The organism is Streptomyces sp. NPDC013157 (genome assembly GCF_042899865.1).
Taxonomy (GTDB): domain Bacteria; phylum Actinomycetota; class Actinomycetes; order Streptomycetales; family Streptomycetaceae; genus Streptomyces.
The window spans coordinates 17,089-36,641 of sequence record NZ_JBIBAK010000019.1 but is presented as its reverse complement, the minus strand read 5'-3'; the positions used below and the strand labels follow the sequence as shown (position 1 = coordinate 36,641).

General features: G+C 71.4%; 17 protein-coding genes and 1 tRNA gene. 9 read left to right on the top strand and 9 right to left on the bottom strand.

Annotated elements, in window-relative coordinates; all coding sequences use genetic code 11:
* Positions 1-27: 27 nt before the first annotated feature.
* Both ACFY6U_RS41530 and ACFY6U_RS41525 read right to left on the bottom strand, forming a co-directional pair.
* On the bottom strand, positions 28-789 hold the full coding sequence (locus ACFY6U_RS41530) for a DeoR/GlpR family DNA-binding transcription regulator (RefSeq protein ID WP_351488291.1): 762 nt from the start codon (positions 787-789) through the stop codon (positions 28-30).
* 267 nt (positions 790-1,056) lie between these two features.
* On the bottom strand, positions 1,057-2,649 hold the full coding sequence (locus tag ACFY6U_RS41525) for an MFS transporter (RefSeq protein WP_390046833.1): 1,593 nt from the start codon (positions 2,647-2,649) through the stop codon (positions 1,057-1,059).
* 62 nt (positions 2,650-2,711) lie between these two features.
* Here ACFY6U_RS41525 and ACFY6U_RS41520 point away from each other — a divergent pair, with 62 nt between their 5' ends.
* Complete coding sequence (locus tag ACFY6U_RS41520) at positions 2,712-3,683, top strand: helix-turn-helix transcriptional regulator (RefSeq protein WP_390046831.1); 972 nt, start codon at positions 2,712-2,714, stop codon at positions 3,681-3,683.
* 96 nt (positions 3,684-3,779) lie between these two features.
* Here ACFY6U_RS41520 and ACFY6U_RS41515 read toward each other — a convergent pair whose 3' ends face one another.
* Together ACFY6U_RS41515 and ACFY6U_RS41510 are read right to left on the bottom strand one after the other, a co-directional pair.
* The gene (locus ACFY6U_RS41515; RefSeq protein WP_390047128.1) at positions 3,780-4,379 is read right to left on the bottom strand and encodes a TetR/AcrR family transcriptional regulator; all 600 of its coding nucleotides are present in this window, start codon (positions 4,377-4,379) and stop codon (positions 3,780-3,782) included.
* Positions 4,380-5,055: 676 nt separating this feature from the next.
* The gene (locus ACFY6U_RS41510; RefSeq protein ID WP_390046829.1) at positions 5,056-6,072 is read right to left on the bottom strand and encodes an RNA polymerase sigma factor RpoD/SigA; all 1,017 of its coding nucleotides are present in this window, start codon (positions 6,070-6,072) and stop codon (positions 5,056-5,058) included.
* 239 nt (positions 6,073-6,311) lie between these two features.
* Between ACFY6U_RS41510 and ACFY6U_RS41505 the strand changes: the two genes are divergently transcribed.
* Entirely contained in the window at positions 6,312-6,830 is a 519-nt protein-coding gene (locus tag ACFY6U_RS41505) for a GNAT family N-acetyltransferase (protein ID WP_390046827.1), read from the top strand.
* Between the two features lie 19 nt (positions 6,831-6,849).
* Here ACFY6U_RS41505 and ACFY6U_RS41500 read toward each other — a convergent pair whose 3' ends face one another.
* The gene (locus ACFY6U_RS41500) at positions 6,850-7,641 is read right to left on the bottom strand and encodes a class III extradiol ring-cleavage dioxygenase (RefSeq protein WP_351502627.1); all 792 of its coding nucleotides are present in this window, start codon (positions 7,639-7,641) and stop codon (positions 6,850-6,852) included.
* A gap of 150 nt (positions 7,642-7,791) precedes the next feature.
* On the opposite strand from ACFY6U_RS41500, the gene ACFY6U_RS41495 reads away from it, so the two are divergent.
* Positions 7,792-8,304 carry a MarR family transcriptional regulator gene (locus ACFY6U_RS41495; RefSeq protein WP_351502629.1) on the top strand — a complete coding sequence of 171 codons (513 nt, stop codon included), beginning with the start codon at positions 7,792-7,794 and terminating at the stop codon, positions 8,302-8,304.
* Between the two features lie 55 nt (positions 8,305-8,359).
* Here the strand turns inward: ACFY6U_RS41495 and ACFY6U_RS41490 are convergent, their stop codons facing one another.
* Entirely contained in the window at positions 8,360-9,898 is a 1,539-nt protein-coding gene (locus ACFY6U_RS41490) for an MFS transporter (protein ID WP_390046824.1), read from the bottom strand.
* 251 nt (positions 9,899-10,149) lie between these two features.
* Positions 10,150-10,800: a TetR/AcrR family transcriptional regulator gene (locus ACFY6U_RS41485; RefSeq protein WP_390046822.1), complete on the bottom strand. Its 651-nt coding sequence runs from the start codon at positions 10,798-10,800 to the stop codon at positions 10,150-10,152.
* Between the two features lie 509 nt (positions 10,801-11,309).
* On the opposite strand from ACFY6U_RS41485, the gene ACFY6U_RS41480 reads away from it, so the two are divergent.
* Together ACFY6U_RS41480 and ACFY6U_RS41475 are read left to right on the top strand one after the other, a co-directional pair.
* Positions 11,310-12,536, top strand: coding sequence for a M6 family metalloprotease domain-containing protein (locus ACFY6U_RS41480; RefSeq protein WP_390046820.1), 1,227 nt, complete (start codon positions 11,310-11,312; stop codon positions 12,534-12,536).
* A gap of 163 nt (positions 12,537-12,699) precedes the next feature.
* Positions 12,700-14,283 (top strand): IclR family transcriptional regulator C-terminal domain-containing protein, encoded by a 1,584-nt coding sequence (locus ACFY6U_RS41475; protein ID WP_390046818.1) that lies wholly within the window; start codon positions 12,700-12,702, stop codon positions 14,281-14,283.
* Between the two features lie 77 nt (positions 14,284-14,360).
* On the opposite strand, the gene ACFY6U_RS41470 is transcribed toward ACFY6U_RS41475, so the two are convergent.
* Positions 14,361-15,968, bottom strand: a complete 1,608-nt coding sequence (locus tag ACFY6U_RS41470) for an MFS transporter (protein ID WP_390046816.1) — start codon at positions 15,966-15,968, stop codon at positions 14,361-14,363.
* Positions 15,969-16,104: 136 nt separating this feature from the next.
* Here ACFY6U_RS41470 and ACFY6U_RS41465 point away from each other — a divergent pair, with 136 nt between their 5' ends.
* The 4 genes from ACFY6U_RS41465 (at position 16,105) to ACFY6U_RS41450 (ending at position 18,260) form a co-directional block, all read left to right on the top strand.
* Positions 16,105-16,722 (top strand): TetR/AcrR family transcriptional regulator, encoded by a 618-nt coding sequence (locus ACFY6U_RS41465; RefSeq protein WP_390046815.1) that lies wholly within the window; start codon positions 16,105-16,107, stop codon positions 16,720-16,722.
* A 33-nt stretch (positions 16,723-16,755) separates the two neighbouring features.
* A complete protein-coding gene (locus tag ACFY6U_RS41460; protein WP_390046813.1) occupies positions 16,756-17,646 on the top strand; it encodes a DUF2993 domain-containing protein in 891 nt (296 codons plus the stop codon).
* A gap of 80 nt (positions 17,647-17,726) precedes the next feature.
* Positions 17,727-17,799, top strand: a tRNA-Arg gene (locus ACFY6U_RS41455).
* Positions 17,800-17,912: 113 nt separating this feature from the next.
* Positions 17,913-18,260 carry a hypothetical protein gene (locus ACFY6U_RS41450; RefSeq protein WP_390046811.1) on the top strand — a complete coding sequence of 116 codons (348 nt, stop codon included), beginning with the start codon at positions 17,913-17,915 and terminating at the stop codon, positions 18,258-18,260.
* Between the two features lie 91 nt (positions 18,261-18,351).
* On the opposite strand, the gene ACFY6U_RS41445 is transcribed toward ACFY6U_RS41450, so the two are convergent.
* Positions 18,352-19,536 carry a tyrosine-type recombinase/integrase gene (locus ACFY6U_RS41445; RefSeq protein ID WP_390046809.1) on the bottom strand — a complete coding sequence of 395 codons (1,185 nt, stop codon included), beginning with the start codon at positions 19,534-19,536 and terminating at the stop codon, positions 18,352-18,354.
* Between the last annotated feature and the right edge of the window lie 17 nt (positions 19,537-19,553).

The following is a 19,553-nucleotide window of genomic DNA, read 5'->3' as shown; positions in this document are numbered from 1 at the left end:
CCGTACCGATCGTGGTGCTCGTGGTGCTCATGCTCGTACTACTTCCGTGCCGCCGCGCTCGATGGCGGCGGCGTCCTCGGGACTCAGTCCGCTGTCGGTGATCAGCAGGTCCACGTCGCCCATGTCGCCGAAGCGGGCGAAGTGCTCCTGGCCGTGCTTGGCGGAGTCGGCGAGCAGGACCACCCGGCGGGCCGCGGCGACGGCCGCCCGCTTGACCGCGGCCTCGGCGAGGTCGGGGGTGGTCAGGCCCTGGTCGGCGGAGAAGCCGTTGGCGGCGACGAAGAGGACGTCGGCCCGGATCTCGCCGTACGCGCGCAGCGCCCAGGCGTCCACGGCGGCGCGCGTACGGTGCCGTACGCGCCCCCCGACGAGGTGGAGCTGGATGCCGGGGTGGTCGGCGAGGCGGGCCGCGATCGGGAGGCTGTGGGTGACGACGGTGAGGGACGCCTCCAGCGGGATGGCCGCGGCCAGGCGGGCGACCGTGGAACCGGCGTCGAGGATCAGGGTGCCCTCGGTGGGCAGTTCCGGTACGGCGGCCTTGGCGATGCGGTCCTTCTCGTCGGCCGAGGTGGACTCGCGTTCGGCGAGGTCCGGCTCGAAGTCGAGGCGTCCGGCCGGGATGGCACCGCCGTGCACCCGGCGGACGAGTCCTGCGCGGTCGAGGGCCTTCAGGTCGCGGCGGATCGTCTCCTGCGTGACCTGGAACTCCTCGGCGAGCGACACGACGTCCACCCGGCCGCCGTCACGGGCGAGCCGGAGGATCTCCTGCTGCCGCTCCGGTGCGTACATGCCCTGCGCCTCCGCTCCGAGATACGTCCCACCGACGTCCGGTTCATGTCCGACTCACGCCTGACTCGTGTCCGACTGCGTCCGACTCATGCCCGAACTTGTGGTTTCACGAGGAGGCTACGCCGGGATTTCCGGAAAGTAAACAGGTTCGGGCCACAAACGGACATGATCGGGCTTTCGGCCTGTTCAGGGCGGCCCAGAAGCGGCCGTATGCCCATGCGGAAGGGCCCGGCGCCTTCCGGCGCCGGGCCCTGTGCCTGACGGTGGTCAGTGGACGAGCTCGCGCTCCGCCGCCGGGAGTGCCTCCTCCTCGCCGCCGGCCTCCAGGTGCTGTACCGGGCGCTTCGGCAGGGCGGACATCAGCAGGAAGATCACGGCCATGACGGCGGCCACCCAGAGCAGGGCGTGCCGGAAGGCGTCCGCGAAGGCCGGGCCGACCCCGGAGGAGGTCACGCGGTCGTCGATGACGCCGTAGAAGACCACCGAGACCAGGCCGAGGCCGAGCGCGTTGCCCATCTGCTGCACGGTGTTGATCAGGCCGGAGGCGGAACCGGCGTGCTCGCGCGGCACCTCCGAGAGCACCGCGTCCGTCAGCGGGGCGACGATCAGGCCCATGCCCGCGCCCATCACGACCAGCGGCAGGGCCATCTGCCAGGAGGCGATGGCGAGGCCGTAGCGGTGCGACTCCCAGACGTAGAGCAGGACCCCGAGGCCCATCAGCAGGGCGCCGGCCTGGAGCACCTTGCGGCCGAAGCGCGGGACCAGTTTCTGCACGGACAGGCCGGCCGCGACCGACACGGAGATCGAGAACGGCACCCCGGTCAGGCCGGCGTGCAGCGGGCTCCAGCCGAGGCCGACCTGCATGTACAGCGTCCAGACCAGGAAGAAGATGCCGAGCGCGACACCGAAGACGGTCTGCACGGCGATGCCGGCGGCGAAGCTCTTCACCGCGAAGAGGGACGGTTCGACGAGCGGAGAGCCGTCGCGGGCCGCCTTGCGGCGTTCGTACGCGACCAGTACGGCGAAGACGACGAGCGCGCCGGCCATCGACGCGTACCCCCACAGCGGCCAGCCCAGCTCGCGGCCGCGGGTCAGCGGGTAGAGCAGCATCAGCAGGCCGACGGTGACCAGGGCGACGCCGACGAGGTCCAGCCGCAGCGCGCGCGGGGCCCTGGATTCGCTGATGTAACGGCGGCCGAGGAGGAGGGCGGCGACGCCGACCGGGAGGTTGATCAGGAAGATCGGGCGCCATTCGAGGCCGAGGAGGTTCCACTCGGTGAGGAGCGCGCCGAGCAGCGGGCCGGAGACCGCGCCCAGGCCGACGATCGCGCCGAACAGGCCGAAGACCTTGCCGCGTTCGTGGGCCGGGAAGGTGGCGTGCACGATCGAGAGGACCTGCGGGACCATCATCGCGGCCATGCCGCCCTGCAGGATGCGGGAGGCGACCAGCATCTCCGGGTTCGCGGCGAAGCCGCAGAGGGCCGAGGCGAGGGTGAATCCCGCGACGCCGATCAGGAACAGCCGTTTGCGGCCGTGGATGTCGCCGAGACGGCCGCCGGTGATCAGGCCGGCGGCGAAGGCGAGTGCGTAGCCGGCGGTTATCCACTGGATCTGGCTGAAGGAGGCACCGGCGTCCCGCTGGATGGAGGGGATGGCGATGTTGACGATCGTGACGTCGACGAGGTCCATGAAAGCGGCGGTCATGACGATGGCCAGGGCCAGCCAGCGGTGCGGTGCACCGGGGGAGGCCGACGATTCGAGCGCCGTCGGGGTCGGTGTGGCGGTGTCCGTGCCGGTTCGTCGTGGCTGATCGCGCAGTTCCCCGCGCCCCTTCGGGGCGCCTGTGGCCGTGGAAGTCATGTTCGTACCGTAGGGCCGCACTAGGTCAGATCCTGGCCTAGTTGTACGGCATCCTCGTCTGCATGACGACGGACACTCCGGCCCGGCTGCTCCAGTTGCTGTCTCTGCTCCAGACGCCCCGCGAATGGCCCGGCGGTGAGCTCGCCGACCGGCTCGGGGTGTCGCGGCGTACCGTGCGGCGCGACATCGACCGGCTGCGGGAGCTGGGGTACCCCGTCGAGGCCAGCAAGGGGGCCGACGGGGGGTACCGGCTGGTCGCCGGGAAGGCGATGCCGCCGCTGCTGCTCGACGACGAGGAGGCCGTCGCCATCGCGGTCGGGCTGCGGGCCGGTGCGGGGCATGCCGTGGCGGGGGTGGACGAGGCGTCGGTGCGGGCGCTGGCGAAGCTGGAGCAGGTGCTGCCGGCCCGGCTGCGGCACCGGGTGACCACGCTCCAGGCCGCGACCACGCTGCTGACCAGCGGGGACGGGGCGAGTATCGCGCCCGAGACACTGACCGTGATGGCGTCGGCGGTCGCGGGGCGGGAGCGGTTGCGGTTCGCGTACCGGGCGGCGGACGGGAGCGAGACCCGGCGGCAGGCGGAGCCGTACCGGCTGGTGTCCACGGGGCGGCGGTGGTACCTCGTGGCGTACGACCTCGATCGCGACGACTGGCGGACCTTCCGGGTCGACCGGGTGAGCGAGACGTTCGCCACCGGCGCGCGGTTCGCTCCGCGGGAGATGCCGACGGGGAGTGCGGCGGAATACCTGCGGCGGTCCATCCAACGGCGGCAGGAGACGTACGGGTTCGCCGTCGCGTTCGCCGGGTCGGCGGCGGAGGTGGGGGCCCGGCTGCCGGGGTGGCTGGGGACGCCGGTGGAGGAGGAAGGGGGCGGCGGCTGGTGTGTGGTGCGGGGGGACACCGGGGATCCGGTGGAGTGGCTGGCGGTGCGGTTGGCGATGGTGGGGTGCGAGTTCGTGGTGCGGGAGCCTGCGGAACTGGTGCAGTGCGTGCGGGAGTTGGGGGGCCGGTTGAGCCGGGCCGGGGGTGCGTGAGGGGGTGCGGGCGGGTGGGGGCGGGGGCGGGGGGCGCCTACCGGCGCCGGCCGGGTGCCTCACCCACCGGCCCGCGGCCGACGACCGGCCCCCCGGCTAGCCGGGCGAGCCCGGCCCCTCCCACGCGAACCCCCGCAGCGCCGCCAGGTTCTGCATGGCCAGGGCCGCCGGGCCCTCCGGCCCGGTGGCGGCGGCCGTGCCCGCCGCCCAGGATTCGACCGCCACTCTCACCGCCGCGCCGGCCACCGCCGCGGCGAAGCGGAGATGAGCGGGCGGGGCAACGTTGTCGAGGGAGGTGGACGTGCGTTCCGCCAGGATCGACGTCAGGAGCTGGTCCGAGGACTGGCACACCTCGGCCCACACCTTGCGCAGGGCCGGGCTCGTGTCGGCCAGGTGGATCAGGGTGCGGACCCATTCCCAGGAGGCCGCGGAGACCCCTGCGCCGGGGATCAGGGTGTGCTGGACGGCGTGTTCGAGGGCCTCGGGGACGGAGAGGGAGGCGGGGGCCGCCCGTACCGCCTCCGCCCAGCGGCGCGCACCCGCCGCGTAGAGCGGGGCCACCGCCTCCTCCTTCGTGGCGAAGTAGCGGTAGAACGTGCGGGGCGCGATGCCCGCGGCATGTGCGATGTCCTCGGCGCGCGTGGCCCGCAGGCCCCGCCGTACGAAGAGGCCCGCGGCCGCCCGGGCGATCTCCATGCGGGTCTCCGCCTTGCGCCGTTCCATGAGGGAGAGGTGGGCGGGGTCCTGCGTGGGGGTGCTGCCGGCGGTGCTGGGGGTGCTCACCTCGGCAGGCTATGCCCATGTGACAGAATCTGCCATCCGGTGGTTCACCCCGTGGTTCAGGTACGGGGTGAACCGCCGTTTCAGCATGCCCGGCAGCGCCAAGTCAGGGCAAACGCGGGCCCGCCGCCCGGCGGAGAGCCCCCGCAACGAGCCCCCGCGGAGAGCCCCTGCGGAGAACCCCTGCGGGAAGCCCCGAACAGAGGTGGAGCCGGGCTCCGGCACCCGGGGGGGATGGGCGCCGGAGCCCGGCTCTGGGAGAGTCCCGGCGCCGGGGGGATGGTGCGTCGGGACGTGGCTTGTGGACGAGGCGGGCGTCAGGGTGGAGACGGACGTCGGGGTTGTCGTGGCCCCTCGGCGCCTGCCGCCCCGTCAGGAGTCGTCGGCCCCGCGGGAATTGGTCCGCCCTGGACCTCGACTCCCCGGCCCTGGATGGTTGTTCCCTACAGGCGAAGCTCCGAAGCGGCGGTACCGCGCCATGTTTGCGCCGTCTTGCGCCACCCGGCGCACGCGTCCCGGCGTGAGTGGAGTCTCGCGCGCACTGGTCACGCGAGCCCCACTCCTGCGAACCCCCTGCCCCCGCGCAACCCCCTTACGCCGCCGGCTCGAACCCGGTCGAGCGGGCCAGCTTCTTCAGCTCGAGCAGCGCGTGCTTCTCGATCTGGCGGATGCGCTCACGGGTCAGGCCGTGCTCCTTGCCGACCTCGGTCAGCGTGCGCTCGCGGCCGTCCTCGATGCCGTACCGCATCTTGATGATCGAGGCCGTGCGCTGGTCCAGACGGCCGATCAGGTCGTCCAGTTCCTCGCTGCGCAGGAGGGTCAGGACGGACTGCTCGGGGCTGACCGCCGACGTGTCCTCCAGGAGGTCGCCGAACTGGGTCTCGCCCTCGTCGTCCACCGACATGTTCAGCGAGACCGGGTCACGGGCCCAGTCCAGCACGTCGACCACACGCTCCGGCGTGGAGCCGAGCTCGGCGGCGATCTCCGCGGGCTCCGGGTCGCGGCCGTTCTCCCGGTTGAACTCGCGCTGGACGCGGCGGATCCGGCCGAGCTCCTCCACCAGGTGGACGGGGAGCCGGATGGTCCGGGACTGGTCGGCGATGGAGCGGGTGATCGCCTGGCGGATCCACCAGGTGGCGTACGTCGAGAACTTGAAGCCCTTGCGGTAGTCGAACTTCTCGACGGCACGCACCAGGCCGGCGTTGCCCTCCTGGATCAGGTCGAGGAGGGGCAGGCCGCTGCGCGGGTAGCGCCGGGCGACGGCCACGACCAGGCGGAGGTTGGAGCGGATGAAGACGTCCTTCGCCCGCTCACCGGCGGCGACGAGCGCCTCCAGCTCCTCGCGGGTGGCGTCGGACGCGGACTCCTCCTCGCCGTCGAGGACCTGCTGCGCGAACACACCCGCCTCTATGGTCTGGGACAGCTCGACTTCCTTGGCGGCGTCGAGGAGCGGTGTGCGCGCGATCTCGTCGAGGTACATGCCGACCAGATCGCGGTCGGCGATCTCGCCGCCATGGCCGCGAACGCCATGGGCGCGAACACTGCTTGCCGAGTCGGCCGTCTCGCCGGTGGCGGCGGACTGACGACGGGCGACGGCACGGGTTGCCATGCGTGCTCCCTTGCGATGGTGGGCGGGCGGGGTGGTCCTGTCGGTTCTTCTCGGTCCTTCAGCGAATGCTCGGCGCTCGGACTGCAGCGCTCCGGAACTCCACTTCTGGAACTCCTCGGACTGTCGTCGAGTGCCCGGCATCTGATGGAAACAACGACTGGAATCCGGACAGAATTCCCATGCTGCCCCCCGATTTTTCTGATCATGCAGTACCCTGTGCGACCACGCGAGGAGGAGCGGTGCCGTCGGAACGTAAAGAGGTGCAGGTCAGACCGGGAGCCGAGGGGGACCTCGTAACCCTCACGGAGATCTACAATCACTACGTTCGTGAGACGTCCATCACATTCGACACGATGGCCTTCACGCCGGAAGAGCGTCGTCCGTGGCTGCTCTCCCACCCGGAAGACGGCCCGTACCGCCTGATGGTTGCCACGTCAGCGGACTCACAGGAGATTCTCGGGTACGCCACATCCAGCCCCTACCGAGCGAAACCGGCCTACGCGACCTCCGTGGAGACCACGGTGTACGTCACCCCGGACGCGGGGCGCCGCGGTGTCGGCACGCTCCTCTACAAGGCCCTCTTCGAGGCACTCGCGGGCGAGGACGTGCACCGCGCCTACGCGGGCATCGCGCAGCCGAACGAGGCGTCCACCCGGCTGCACGAACGCTTCGGCTTCCGGTACGTCGGCACGTACCGCGAAGTGGGCCGCAAGTTCGGCCGCTACTGGGACGTGGCCTGGTACGAGAAGGGCCTCTGACCGGGCCCTTCCGCCCCGTTCACCCGAACTGCACGGACCGCTTCGCCATTCCCATCCAGAACCCGTCGATCACCGACTTCTGCGCGTCCAGTTCGCCGCCCGCCTCCGCCGCGCCCATGGTGACGAAGAGCGGGGCGAAGTGCTCGGTGCGCGGGTGGGCGTAGCGGCCGGCCGGAGCCTTGTCGAGGAAGTCGAGGAGGGCGTCCCAGTCGCGGTTCTCCAGGGCGCGGTGCCCCCAGTCGTCGAACTCGGAGGACCAGGTGGGCACCCCGCCTCCGGCGTGGCGCAGCGCGGCCAGGTTGTGGGTGAAGAAGCCGGAGCCGACGATCAGCACACCCTCGTCGCGCAGCGGGGCGAGCCGGCGGCCGATCTCCATCAGGCGGACCGGGTCGAGGGTGGGCATGGAGATCTGCAGGACAGGGATGTCCGCGGCCGGGAACATCTCCACCAGGGGCACGTAGGCGCCGTGGTCGAGACCGCGGTCCGGGATGTCCTGCACGGGGGTGCCGGGGGCGCGCAGCAGCTTGCGCACGGACTCGGCCAGCTCGGGCGCGCCGGGGGCCGGGTACCTCACCTGGTAGTAGTGCTCCGGGAAGCCCCAGAAGTCGTAGACGAGGGGGACGGTCTGTACGGCACCGAGGGCGAGGGGGGCCTCCTCCCAGTGGGCGGAGACCATCAGGATCGCCTTGGGACGGGGGAGGCCGGCGCTCCAGTCGGCGAGTTCGCCGGGCCAGACGGGGTCGTCGGCGAGCGGCGGCGCGCCGTGACTCAGATAGAGGGCGGGCATGCGCTCCGGTGCGGCGGCGGACATGGCGGCGGCTCCCTCCGGGTGCCGGGCTGCCTTCCCGGCCCCCATCCTTCGACTCTCCACGCTACGACTGTTTTAACTCTCAAGCTTTCAGGGATGAGCTTACGCCCCACTTGTTTAAGTTTCAAGGAGAGGCCTCGTACAGTGGGACACATGAATACGGCATCCGGATCCGCCACCACGCAGAGCCGCTGGCTCACCGACCACGAACAGCGCGTCTGGCGCTCGTACCTGCACGCCACGACCCTGCTGGAGGACCATCTGGACCGTCAGCTCCAGCGTGACGCGGGGATGCCGCACATCTACTACGGCCTGCTCGTCGGGCTCGCCGAGGCACCCGGGGGGCGGCTGCGGATGACCGAGCTGGCGATGCAGGCGAAGATCACCAGGTCCCGGCTCTCGCACGCCATCGCCCGCCTGGAGAAGAACGGCTGGGTACGGCGGGAGGACTGTCCCTCCGACAAGCGGGGCCAGTTCGCCGTCCTGACCGCCGAGGGCACCGAGGTGCTGCGGCGCACCGCGCCCGGCCACGTGGCCGCCGTGCGGCAGGCGCTGTTCGAGCGGCTGACGCCGGAACAGCAGCAGGCCCTCGGCGAGATCATGGAGATCGTCGCCGAGGGCCTGCAGCCCAACGAAGCGGGCGCGGACCTGCCCTGGCTCCGCTGAGGAGCTCAGGGACAGGTCCGCGTGCGGGTACCCCTACGGTCGGTCGCTCAGAGGCTCAGTGGGCGATCACCGGGACCGCCACCTCGTCCTCGGCGCCGTCTCCGGAGGCCACCGGCGTGGCTTCCGGCTTGCCGGCGTTGACGAGGCTGACCACGATCACCGAGGCCAGCACCAGCATGCCGACGGCGACCCAGATCGCGTTGGCGTAGCCGTGCACCGCGCCCTGCATCTGGACCAGCTGCTGCTGGGACTTGGAGGTCGCGGTCGCGATGTGGTCCTTGATGTACGACGTCGTCGCGGACGCGGCGATCGTGTTCAGCAGGGCCGTACCGATGGCGCCGCCCACCTGCTGCGAGGTGTTGACCATCGCGGAGGCGACACCGGCGTCCCGGGGCTCGACGCCGAGCGTGGCCAGGGACATGGCCGGCATGAACGCCGTGCCCATGCCGAGACCGAGCAGCACCATCGCGGGCAGGATCGTCGAGGCGTACGAGGAACCGATCTCGATCTGGGTCATGACCAGCATGCCGGCCGCGGCGACCAGGAAGCCGGGGCCCATCAGCGCCCGGGCCGGAACCCGGGTCATCAGCCGGGTGCCGATCTGGGTCGAGCCGACCATCATGCCCGCGATCATCGGCAGGAAGGCGAAGCCGGTCTTGATCGGCGAGAAGCCCTTGATGACCTGGAGGTAGTAGGTCAGGAAGAGGAAGGTGCCGAACATCGCGATGATCGCGACGCCGAGGGAGAGGTAGATACCGCCGCGGTTGCGGTCGAGGACCACGCGCAGCGGCAGCAGCGGGGCCTTGACCCGGGTCTCGGTGACGACGAACGCGATCAGCAGCACCGCGGAGGCTACGAACAGGCCCACGGTGGTGGCGTCGCCCCAGCCGTCGGACTCGGCGCGGGTGAAGCCGTACACCAGTGAGACCAGGCCCAGGGTGGACAGGAGGACGCCGGGGATGTCGAGCGGGTTGCGGTTGCGGCCGCCCTCCGGCTCACGGATGACGAAGTACGCGCCGAGCGCGGCGACGATGGCGAACGGGATGTTCACGAAGAACGTCCAGCGCCAGTCCAGGTACTCGGTGAGCACGCCGCCGAGGATGAAGCCGACGGCGCCGCCGCCACCGGCGATCGCACCGTAGATGCCGAACGCCTTGGCGCGCTCCTTGGCGTCCGTGAACATCACGGCGAGCAGGGAGAGCGCGGCCGGGGCCAGCATGGCGCCGAAGACGCCCTGGAGGGCACGGGCGCCGAACATCATCGCACCGCTGGTCGCGGCGCCGCCGAGCGCGGAGGCCGCGGCGAAGCCGGTCAGGCCTATGACGAAGGCCCGCTTGCGGCCCCACAGGTCGGCGATACGGCCGCCGAAGAGGAGGAGACCGCCGAAGGCGAGGGCGTAGGCCGTGACGACCCACTGCCGGTTGCCGTCGGAGATGCCCAGGTCGGACTGGGCGGAGGGCAGCGCGATGTTCACGATGGTGGCGTCGAGGACGACCATCAGCTGGGCGAGCGCGATGAAGACGAGCGCTTTCCAGCGGTTGGCATCACCGGACTGTGCCGGTGCGCCGGGAGCCTTGGCGGCTGTTTCAGACATGGGGGTACCCACTTCGTGACTTCGTGACGGAAAGTCGATGGTTCGTGACGGAAAAACGGATCGGTGAAGCGCAGGCGGTGTGGTCGGCGCGGAGAACAAGGACCGCGTGATCGGTGCGGATCCAGCGCCGCGTGATCAGCGCGGGACAAGGACCGCGTGTTCGGTGCGGAACAGGGGCCGTGTGAAGTCAGACCGGTACTCGGTCCGGAACTGATCGGCCCCTACGGGACTGTGCTGTCGCTCTCGGTCGTTCAGGCCTGGCGCAGGTCCTCCATGGTCACGGCCGTGCCCGGCAGGGCGGAGCGGGCCGGGGCCCGCAGCCCGTCCAGGAACAGCTGCAGATGACGGTGGACGAAGCGGTCACTGACCAGGCAGTCGGTGCCGAACGGGGGCCGGCTGAGCTGGGCAACGACGATCATCACATCGCCGACGCCCACGTCCGGACGGAGCTGTCCGGCCGCCTTGGCACGGTCCATGAGCTGCCCGATGAGCTGCTCGCACCGCTCACGCGCCGCTTCGAGGTCGGAGTGGTTCTGGTCGAAGGTGCTGGAGACCATCGGGCACAGGGCGCTCACCCGCTCGTCGGCGGCGGTGTGCACGAAGCGCTCCAGTGCCTCGAAGGCGTCCCCGGTCTCCGCGAGCGCCAGCTCAGCCGCCTCCGACGTCCGGTCCATCACGGAGCAGACGACCTCACGGACGAGCGCGTCGCGGTCGGGGAAGTTGCGGTACACCGTGGCGTTGCCGACGCCGGCCCGGCGGGCGATGTCGTCGAGCGGCACGTCGGGGCCGTACTCGGTGAACATCTCGCGGGCGGCGGTGACGATCCGCTCCCGGTTGCGCAGGGCGTCGGCGCGGGGCCGGGGTGCCTTGCGCACGGCGGGGAGGGCGGTCGCGGTCTGCACGGCGTACTCCTGGTCTGTTGGCTTCCGCGATCCGGGGAGGCGCTCCCCGTTTCGCGCGGACACAGGTCTAAACGGGGAGACGGTCCCCGGTTATTTCCACGCCTTCTCCGAATTTCACGTGACCTGAGTCACACTCTCCCGCTCCGGCGGATCCCACGATCGGCCCCTCCAGCGCGCGCCCGCCGCCCCGCCGACACAGGGTGATCCAAAGGGTGCAGTCGGAGACCGGCGGCTGCCGTGGCGCGAAAGGTCCGTGCATGCAGCCGCAGCCCAGCCGCCGTATACCCGCTCGCCTTCGTACAGCCGCTCGCCTTCGTATACCCGCTCGACTTCGCAAGCCCGCGAGCCTCACGGACCTCACGGACCTCACAGACCTCACGGACCGCCCGCACCGCCGCGCCTCGCCGCGGCGTCGTACGCCGTCGTCCCGCCGTTCGGCCCCGACCCGCGGTCGCGGGATACCGCCGGGCCGCCGCATACGCCCCCGCCGTGCGATCTGCCTCGCCGCCGTGGCCGCGCTGATCCTCGCGGTCGGCACCTCGGCGGGCACCGGGCACCTCACGGCGGGCACCGCACCGGCCGGCGCCGGTCCGATCGCGCTGGCCCGCTCCTCCGTCTACGGCCCCTGCATGATCAGCGGCGGCCGCGACGTCCAGATGACCGAGGGCGTCCCCACCCCGGGCGGCTACTCCCGCTCCACCGGCACCGTGCACGCCCTCACCCTGATGGTCGACTTCCCCGACGCGCCCGGCCAGGGCAGCGCGCTCGACCGCTACCACGAGTTCTTCCCGCAGACCCAGGACTGGTTCCGCACCGCCTCCTACGGCAAGCTCGACTACCGGCCCGAGGCCCCGATCGACCACTGGCTGCGGATGCCGAAGCCGTTCAGCGCGTACGGCATAGAGCGCGGCGCGCCCTTCGACCCCGGCTACCGGCAGCTGGTCCAGGACATCGTGGCCGCCGCCGACCCGGACGTGGACTTCCGGTCGTACGACCTCCTCAACGTCCTGGTCACCCCGAACGCCGGCCCCTCCGCCCTGGACACCGTGCTGTCGGTGACGTTCGCCGGCAACGGCGACGCCCCGGTCGCCGACGGCACGCCGGTCGCCAACGCCTCCTTCGTCTACTCCCGCCAGGACGACGGCTCCGGCTCGTACGCCCGCACCGGCTACCGGGTCCTCCCCCACGAGAACGGCCACGTCTTCGGCCTGCCCGACCTCTACACCCAGGAGGGCGGGGGTGCGGTCGGGCACTGGGACATCATGAGCGAGGACTGGGGCGCCGACAACGACCTCCTCGCCTGGCACAAGTGGAAGCTGGGCTGGCTGGACCCCGACCAGGTCAGCTGCGCGGCGGCCCGCGGCGGCACCGAGTACACGCTGACCCCCCTCTCCCGCCCCGGGGGCCGGAAACTGGTCTTCGTCCCCGCCGACGCCCGCACCGGCTACGCCCTCGAGGTCCGCACCACGGGCGGCAACGACGAGGAGGTCTGCCGCGCCGGCGTCCTCATCTACAAGGTCGACGCGAACGTCGACACCGGCCGCGGACCGATCAAGGTGTACGACGCCCACCGCGACACCGGCGGCTGCACCCGCAGCCCCAACGTCCAGGCGGAACTCTCCGACGCCCCGTTCGGCCCGGGCGAGAGCTTCAAGGATCCCGCGCACGGGATCGAGGTGCTGGTGACGGGGGTGGACGGGGAGGGGAACTACCGGGTGCGGGTGACTCGGGGGTAAGGGGGAAGTGGGGGTAGCGGGCCACGGTTTACGGTAGGCGTGCGCTGCTCGGATCACTGAGATCGCGCTGATCGCCGTGCGAAGGTCGTGCCGTACCGGAGATCGCAGAGATCGCGGAGATCACACAGATCGCGGAACCCGTCGTATCGGAACCGGAGAGTCGATGACCGCCCCCTTGTCCTCGTCGTCCGTGGCGGAGCAGCCGCCTGCCGAGGCGGTGACACCGTTGATCCGGGGGGTGGCGGTGCTGGCGGCGCTGACCGAGGCGGGCGGGACGCTGAGCGCGAGCGCGCTGGAACGGCGTACCGGCCTCGCCCGTTCCACGGTGGACCGGATCACCGCGACCCTCTCCCGCATGGGGTACGTCCGCCCGGACGGCCGGGACGCGGTGCTCACCCCCCGCGTGATGGAGCTGGGCAACGCCTACCTGGCCGCCCTGCGCCTGCCCGCGCTGCTGGACGGGCACGCCGACGCGGTCGCCGACGAACTGGACGAGTCGGTGTCCCTGGCGGTCGCCGACCGGGACGGCATCCGGTTCATCCACCAGGCGACCCGGCGCCGCGCGATGTCCGTCAGCTTCCGCATCGGCGACCTGCTGCCGGCCGAACGCACCGCCCCCGGCGCGCTGTTCGCAGCCGAGTGGACGGAGCGGGAGTGGGCGGACTGGCGGGCGAGGCGCGCCGCGGACCCGACCGACGCGGGCTTCCCCGCCGTACCGCCCCGGAACCCGGCCGCCGCCGACGACTTCGAGGCGCGGACCGAGGAGACCCGGCACAGCGGCTGGGCTCTGGACGACCAGCTGGTCGAACCGGGCCTGGTCGCGGTGTCCGTCCCGGTGCGCGAGCCGGGCGCCGGGCGGATCGCGTGCGTGGCGAGCGTCGTCAGCCACACCAGCCGCCACACGGCGGCGGACCTGCGCGAGACCCTGCTCCCCCGGCTGCGTACGGCGGTCACGGCGATGGAGGCGGAGCTTCGCGAGGCCGGGGGCCGGCCCGCGGAGCCGGGCCCGCCGCCCTCCGGCCTCGCCGTCTGGACCACCGCCTCGAAGCACGAACTCGGCCGCGACTTCGTGGAATCACTGGCCCGGGGCCTGACGGTCCTCACCGCCTTCGGCGAGGGCCGCTCGGCGCTGACCCTGACGGACGTGGCGAAGGCGACGGGCCTGGCCCGGGCGACGGCCCGGCGGGCCCTGATCACGTACGAGCACCTGGGCCTGGTGACCGCGGACGGCCGCGAGTTCGCCCTCACCCCCCGGGTGCTGTCCCTGGGCTACCCCCCGCTGTCCCGCACCACCCTCTCCCGCCTCGCGGCCCCCCGGCTGCGCGCCCTCGCGGACCGGCTCGACGAGCCGACGGCGCTGGCGGTCCTGGTCCCGGGGACCGATCCGGCGGAGATCCAGTACACCGCGGTGGCGGCCGCCCGCCGGGTCCTGACGGTGGACATCACCGTGGGCACCCGCCTGCCGGCGAGCCGTACGGCGCTCGGCCGGGCCCTGCTCGGCCTCGCCGAGCCGGGCGGCTACGCCCTGGCGGACGAGGAGCTGGAGTCGGGCCTGCGCTCGATCGCGGTACCGGTACGGGACCGGGCGGGCCGCCCGGTCGCCGCCGTGAACGTGGCCACCCATGCGGCCCGCCGCACCCTGGCGGAATGCGTGAGCGAGGTACTGCCCGCCCTGCACGCCACGGCGGCCCAGGTCCAGGACGACCTGCACATCGCGTCCCGCTTCACGCACGTCCCGCCGGCCTGAACCGCCTCAGCCCGGGGTGCGCGGCTCAGGCGACGCCCCGGGGTGCGCGGCTCAGGCGACGCGCGGGTGTACGCGGCTCAGGCGACGCCCGCCCGCTCCTTCTCCTGCGGTTCGGCGTTCCGCTCGGGCCTGGCCTCGCCCCGGATTCCGGGCAGTACGGCGAGGACGATCATCGTCCCGGCGGCCATGATGATCCCGCCGATCAGACTGGTCCGGGCGACGCCGTGGGCGAAGGCCTCGTGCACGGCGTCGAGCAGGGCCTGGGCCTGCTGGGGTCCGCCGGCGGTCGGGTTCTGCGCCACCTGCCGGGCCACCGCGATCCCGCCGCCGACCGAGTCCTTGGCGGTGTCCAGCGCGGTGGCCGGGAGGTGGCCGCCGACCAGGCCGGTCAGCTTGTCCCAGTAGGCGGTGCCGAGCAGCGAGCCCAGGATCGCGATGCCGAGCGAACCGCCGAGTTCGAGGGCGGTGTCGTTGGCGCCGCCGCCCACCCCCAGCTCCGACTCGGGGAAGGAGCCCATGATGGTGTCGGTCGCCGGGGAGACGCTGAGGCCGATCGCGAAGCCGAGCATCATCATCGTCGGCAGGAAGTCGGTGTAGACGGAGCCCTTGTCGACCCGCGTGAGCAGGAAGACGGCGACCGTGCCGATCACCATCCCTGCCACCACCATCGGCTTCATGCCCACCTTCGGCGTGAGCCGCCCGGTGATCGCGGCGCCGGCGAAGACGGCCCCGGCCAGCGGCAGCAGCCGTACGCCGGTCTCCAGCGCGGTGTAGCCGAGGACGAACTGCAGGAACTGGGTGGCGTAGTAGATCGCGCCGAACGTGCCGAAGAAGAAGAACAGCACCGCGAGCATCGACCCGGAGAACGGGCGCCGGCCGAACTTCCGCACGTTCAGCATCGGGTGCGGATGCCGCATCTCCCAGCCCACGAACGCCACCAGGCCCAGGCCGGCGACGACGGCCGCGGCGACCGGGCCCTTCCCCCAGCCGAAGTGCGGGCCCTCGATGGTCGCGTAGACCAGACTGCCCACCGACACGATCGACAGCAGCCCGCCGACGTAGTCGATCCGGCCGAGCTTCTCCGCCCTGGACGGCGGCACGAGCGCGAGCGCGCCGAAGACGGCGACGACGGCGATCGGAACGTTGATCAGGAACGTCGATCCCCAGGCGTGGTCCTCCAGCAGCCACCCGGCGACCAGCGGCCCGACCGCGATGGCCAGCCCCGACGTCGCGGTCCACGCGGTGATGGCCCTGGCCCGCTCACGCCTCGGGAAGATCGCGACGAGCAGCGACAACGTGGCCGGCATGACGACAGCCGCCCCCACGCCCATGATCGCGCGGGCGGTGACGACCAGGTCGGTGTGGTGCACCTGGCTGCCCATGACCGACCCGCCGGCGAAGACCAGCAGGCCCAGGATCAGGGCGCCGCGGCGGCTGTACTTGTCGCCGGTCGAGCCGAGCACGAGCATCAGTGCGGCGTAGGGGACGGTGTACCCGTCGATCACCCACTGCAGATCGCTGCTGCTCAGGCCCAGGTCCGTGGTCATGTCCGGCGCCGCCACGATCAGCGACGTGTTCGCCATGACGACGATCAGCAGGCTCAGACACAGCACGATCAGGGCCCACCAGCGCCGTGGATACGGCTCGCTCATCTTCTCGACGGGGCTGTTGGCAAGAAACGGCACGGGAGTCTCCCAGGGGACGTGGGGGTGCGAGGGCCCACTTAATTGCCCATCGATGTGCACGCTAGTTTATTGCTCGTTGGTGTGCAACTATCGAGAGCCTGCCGCCTGCCCGCCCGGCTCCGAGGTACCGACCGACGTGACCACTCCCACGCGCATCCGAACTCGCCCCCGTACCCACACCCGCGCCCGCATCCTGGAAGCGGCCCGGCGCGAACTGGGCCGCGACCCCGACTGCACCCTCGCCGACATCGCCGAGGCCGCGGGGGTGGCCCGGCGGACCGTCTACGTCCACTTCACGGGCCGGGCCGCACTCGTCGAGGGGCTCGCCGCGGACGCCGCCGAGGCGGTCCGGCTCGCGAGCGAGGCCACCCGCGCCCCGTCCCCCGACGCGGCGACCGCCCTGGCCCGCTTCGTCCTCACGCTGTGGCCTGCGGCCGACCGCTACCGCGCGCTCGTGAACCTCGCCCGCCAGGACCTGGGCGCCCACCGCGTCGCCGAGGTACTCGCACCGGCCCGCACCGCGGTCGCCGGGACCCTCGCCCAGGGCCAGCAACAGGGCGTCTTCCACACCACCGTCCCACCCGGCCCGCTCAGCCGGGCCCTGGAGGCCTACCTGCTGTCCCTCCTGGAGGCCGCCAACCCGAACACCTGGACCGACGACGGCCCCACCGCCGCCACCACCGCCCTGATCGCCGCCGGCGTCACCAACGCCCGCGCCACCAGCACGGTCCGCCGCCTGCACACAACGACCTGAACCGGGACCCGCTCCCCCACTGAAGGAACCGCGATGCAACAGCCCCACCCGTACGAGCCGTACCAGCCGTACCAGCCGTACGAGCCGTACCAGCCCTATGAGCCGTATGAGCCGTATGAGCCGTATGAGCCCTACAAGATGCGCACCGCGTACGAGCCGCCCGCCACCCCCCGCGACAAGAACCGAGGACGCCCGGTTGTCATCGCCGTCGCCGCCGCCCTGCTCCTCCTCGTCCTGGTCCCGGTCGCCATCGACCGCTTCATGGCCGTACAGGTGGAGTCACGCGCGGCCAAGGCCTTCCAGCAGGGCATGCACACACCCCTGCCGCCAGAGGTCCACGTGCACGGCTTCCCGGTCCTGACCCAGATCGCGGCCGGCACCCTGCGGGACGTGGACATCACCGCCCACGACATCCCCGCCGACGACACGACCAGCCTCCTGCCGGTCAGCGAACTCTCCCTGCACCTCGCGGGATTGACGAAGTCCGACGACGACCGACAGGCCCAGGCCCGCTCGGCCCGGGCGACCGCCCACCTCACCTACACGGACATCTCCCACGCCCTCGGCCTGGAGATCTCCCAGGGCAGCCGACCCGACCAGCTCAAGGCGACCATCGCCCTCCCCCTCGGCAACAGCGTCACCACGACGACCACCTTCTCCGCAACCTCTGACAACCGCATCGCCTTCAAAAACTTCAAGCTCACAGGCGGCCTCCCGTCCGGGGCCGCGGAAACCATCCTTGACAAGGCCTTCGACCAGCCGATCCAGCTCCAGAACATCCCCGACGGCCTGCACCTGCGCTCCGTCACCGCCACGGAGAACGGCCTCACCGCCCACTTCTCGGGCACATCGGTCACGTTCCACGCCGCCGACACCACGCAGAACACAACAACAGAGGACAACTCATCCCGCCTGCCCACATGAGGCGAGCACCCGGCTCACCCCACCGCGGTTCGCTGATCCGCTAGGCTGTCATGGACCGCCGTCGATGACGGTCACACCCCGCCTTCGTAGCTCAGGGGATAGAGCACCGCTCTCCTAAAGCGGGTGTCGCAGGTTCGAATCCTGCCGGGGGCACAGAGAAACACCTGGTCAGGGGCCCTTCCGTCCGACGGGCGGGAGGGCCTTCTTCCTCGCAGCACACATATGGCACACATGTCGCTGCGGGCAGAGGTGGGGAGCTGTGCGAGATGCCCGCGAAGGACGAGCTGGCCCGGCGCCGGTACGAGAAGCTGGTTGAGCGGCTTGAGTCGCTGATGCTGGGCGCTCTGAAGCCCGAGTACGAGGGCTACTACGGACAGCTGATCCTCGGCGCGGACGATCTTGCAGAGATGGGCGAACTCAAGGACGTCCGGCGTGCCGCCAGGGAGGCGGGACGGCGTCTCGGCTGGAAGACGACCACGCACCTCGTCGGCGGGAGGCTCTTCGTGCTCGACGAGCGTGAGGTGCCCGAGAGGATCGAGCGGTTGGCTGGGGATGCGGCCGCTGCTGCGATGGACCGGTTCTGGGAGGAAAGCCGCCGGCCGCGACCGACCTGATCCAAGGCAGAGACGCAAGGGGCCACTCCACCGCTCAGCGCGGCGGGGTGGCCCTTTCTGCTACGGCTCCCCGGCACGGATCAGGCACACATCACGCGGAATCTTCCTCCAGAGCCGCCACCATTTCGGCGGCCTCGCGAGCCTTCCTCGCCGCCTTCTCCAGCTTGGCCTTCGCCTTGGCCAACTGCTTGGCGCGGCGCTTGTGCATCTTCTTCGAGACCTCATCCAGGCGGTCCGGGAAGAGATGCCCGTACGTGTCCAAGGTCAGCGTCGCGGACTTGTGGCCCAGCATCGTCTGTACGACGTTGACGTCTGCCCCGCTGGCGATGGCGAGTGAGGCTGCCGTGTGCCTCAGCTTGTGCGGGGTGACCTTGAGGTGCCCCAGCCCGGCCTTCACGACCGCCGGCGCGAAGAATCGCTGGCGGAAGTTGCGGGCTCGCAGCGGCCCACCCTGCGGGGCAGTGAAGAGCAAGTCGTCATCCCTCCGCCCCTGGACGTGGGGCTTCAGCTCGTCGGCCAGGAACCGCGGGATCGGTACGGACCGGCGCTCGTGGTTCATAGGGGTGTCGAGGTAGAGCTTGCCGTTGTCCTCGGCGTACGCCTCCACGATGTGAGCCCGGCAGGCGGCCAGGTCGACCCGACCCACCCTCAGCGCGGACGCCTCGCCCCAGCGCAGGCCGGTGTAGGCCAGCAGCAAGATGAACACCCGGTAGGCGCCTGACGCGTTGGCCAGGGCGTCGACCTGCATGTCGTCGAGGTACACGTGATCCGCCGGCATCGCCTTCGGCAGGGGCACGCCGACAGCCGGGTTGACCGCCAGACGACGAGCCTTGACCGCGTAGCCCAGAACGCGACTGAGGACGACGTACGCCTTGCGGACCGACAGGGGGCTGAGCTTCCTACCGCCGGTCGCCTCACCGGACAGCAGATCCGCGAGCCACTCCGCGATGTCCTCGAAGGGGATGCGGTCCAGCGGGGTGGTGCCCCACTTGGGGATCACGTGGACGTCGAGAACACCGCGGTACCGAGCCCGGGTTGAGCGCTTGAGGTGGAGCTGCGCCGCCAGCCAGGACTCCGCCACCTCGGCGAACTTCACCCCCTCGGCTGCGGGATCGCGGTAGGAGCCGTCGTTGAGACGCGACTCCATCCTCGTCCGCTCCGCCTCGGCGTCGACCTTGCGGGCAAAGGTCTTCGCCTTCGGCTTGCCGTCGGGGTCGTACCAGCGCACGCGGTAGCGCCCCGGTGGCGTACGCCCCGCACTCTTGGCATCCGCCACGGCCCGTACATACGCCG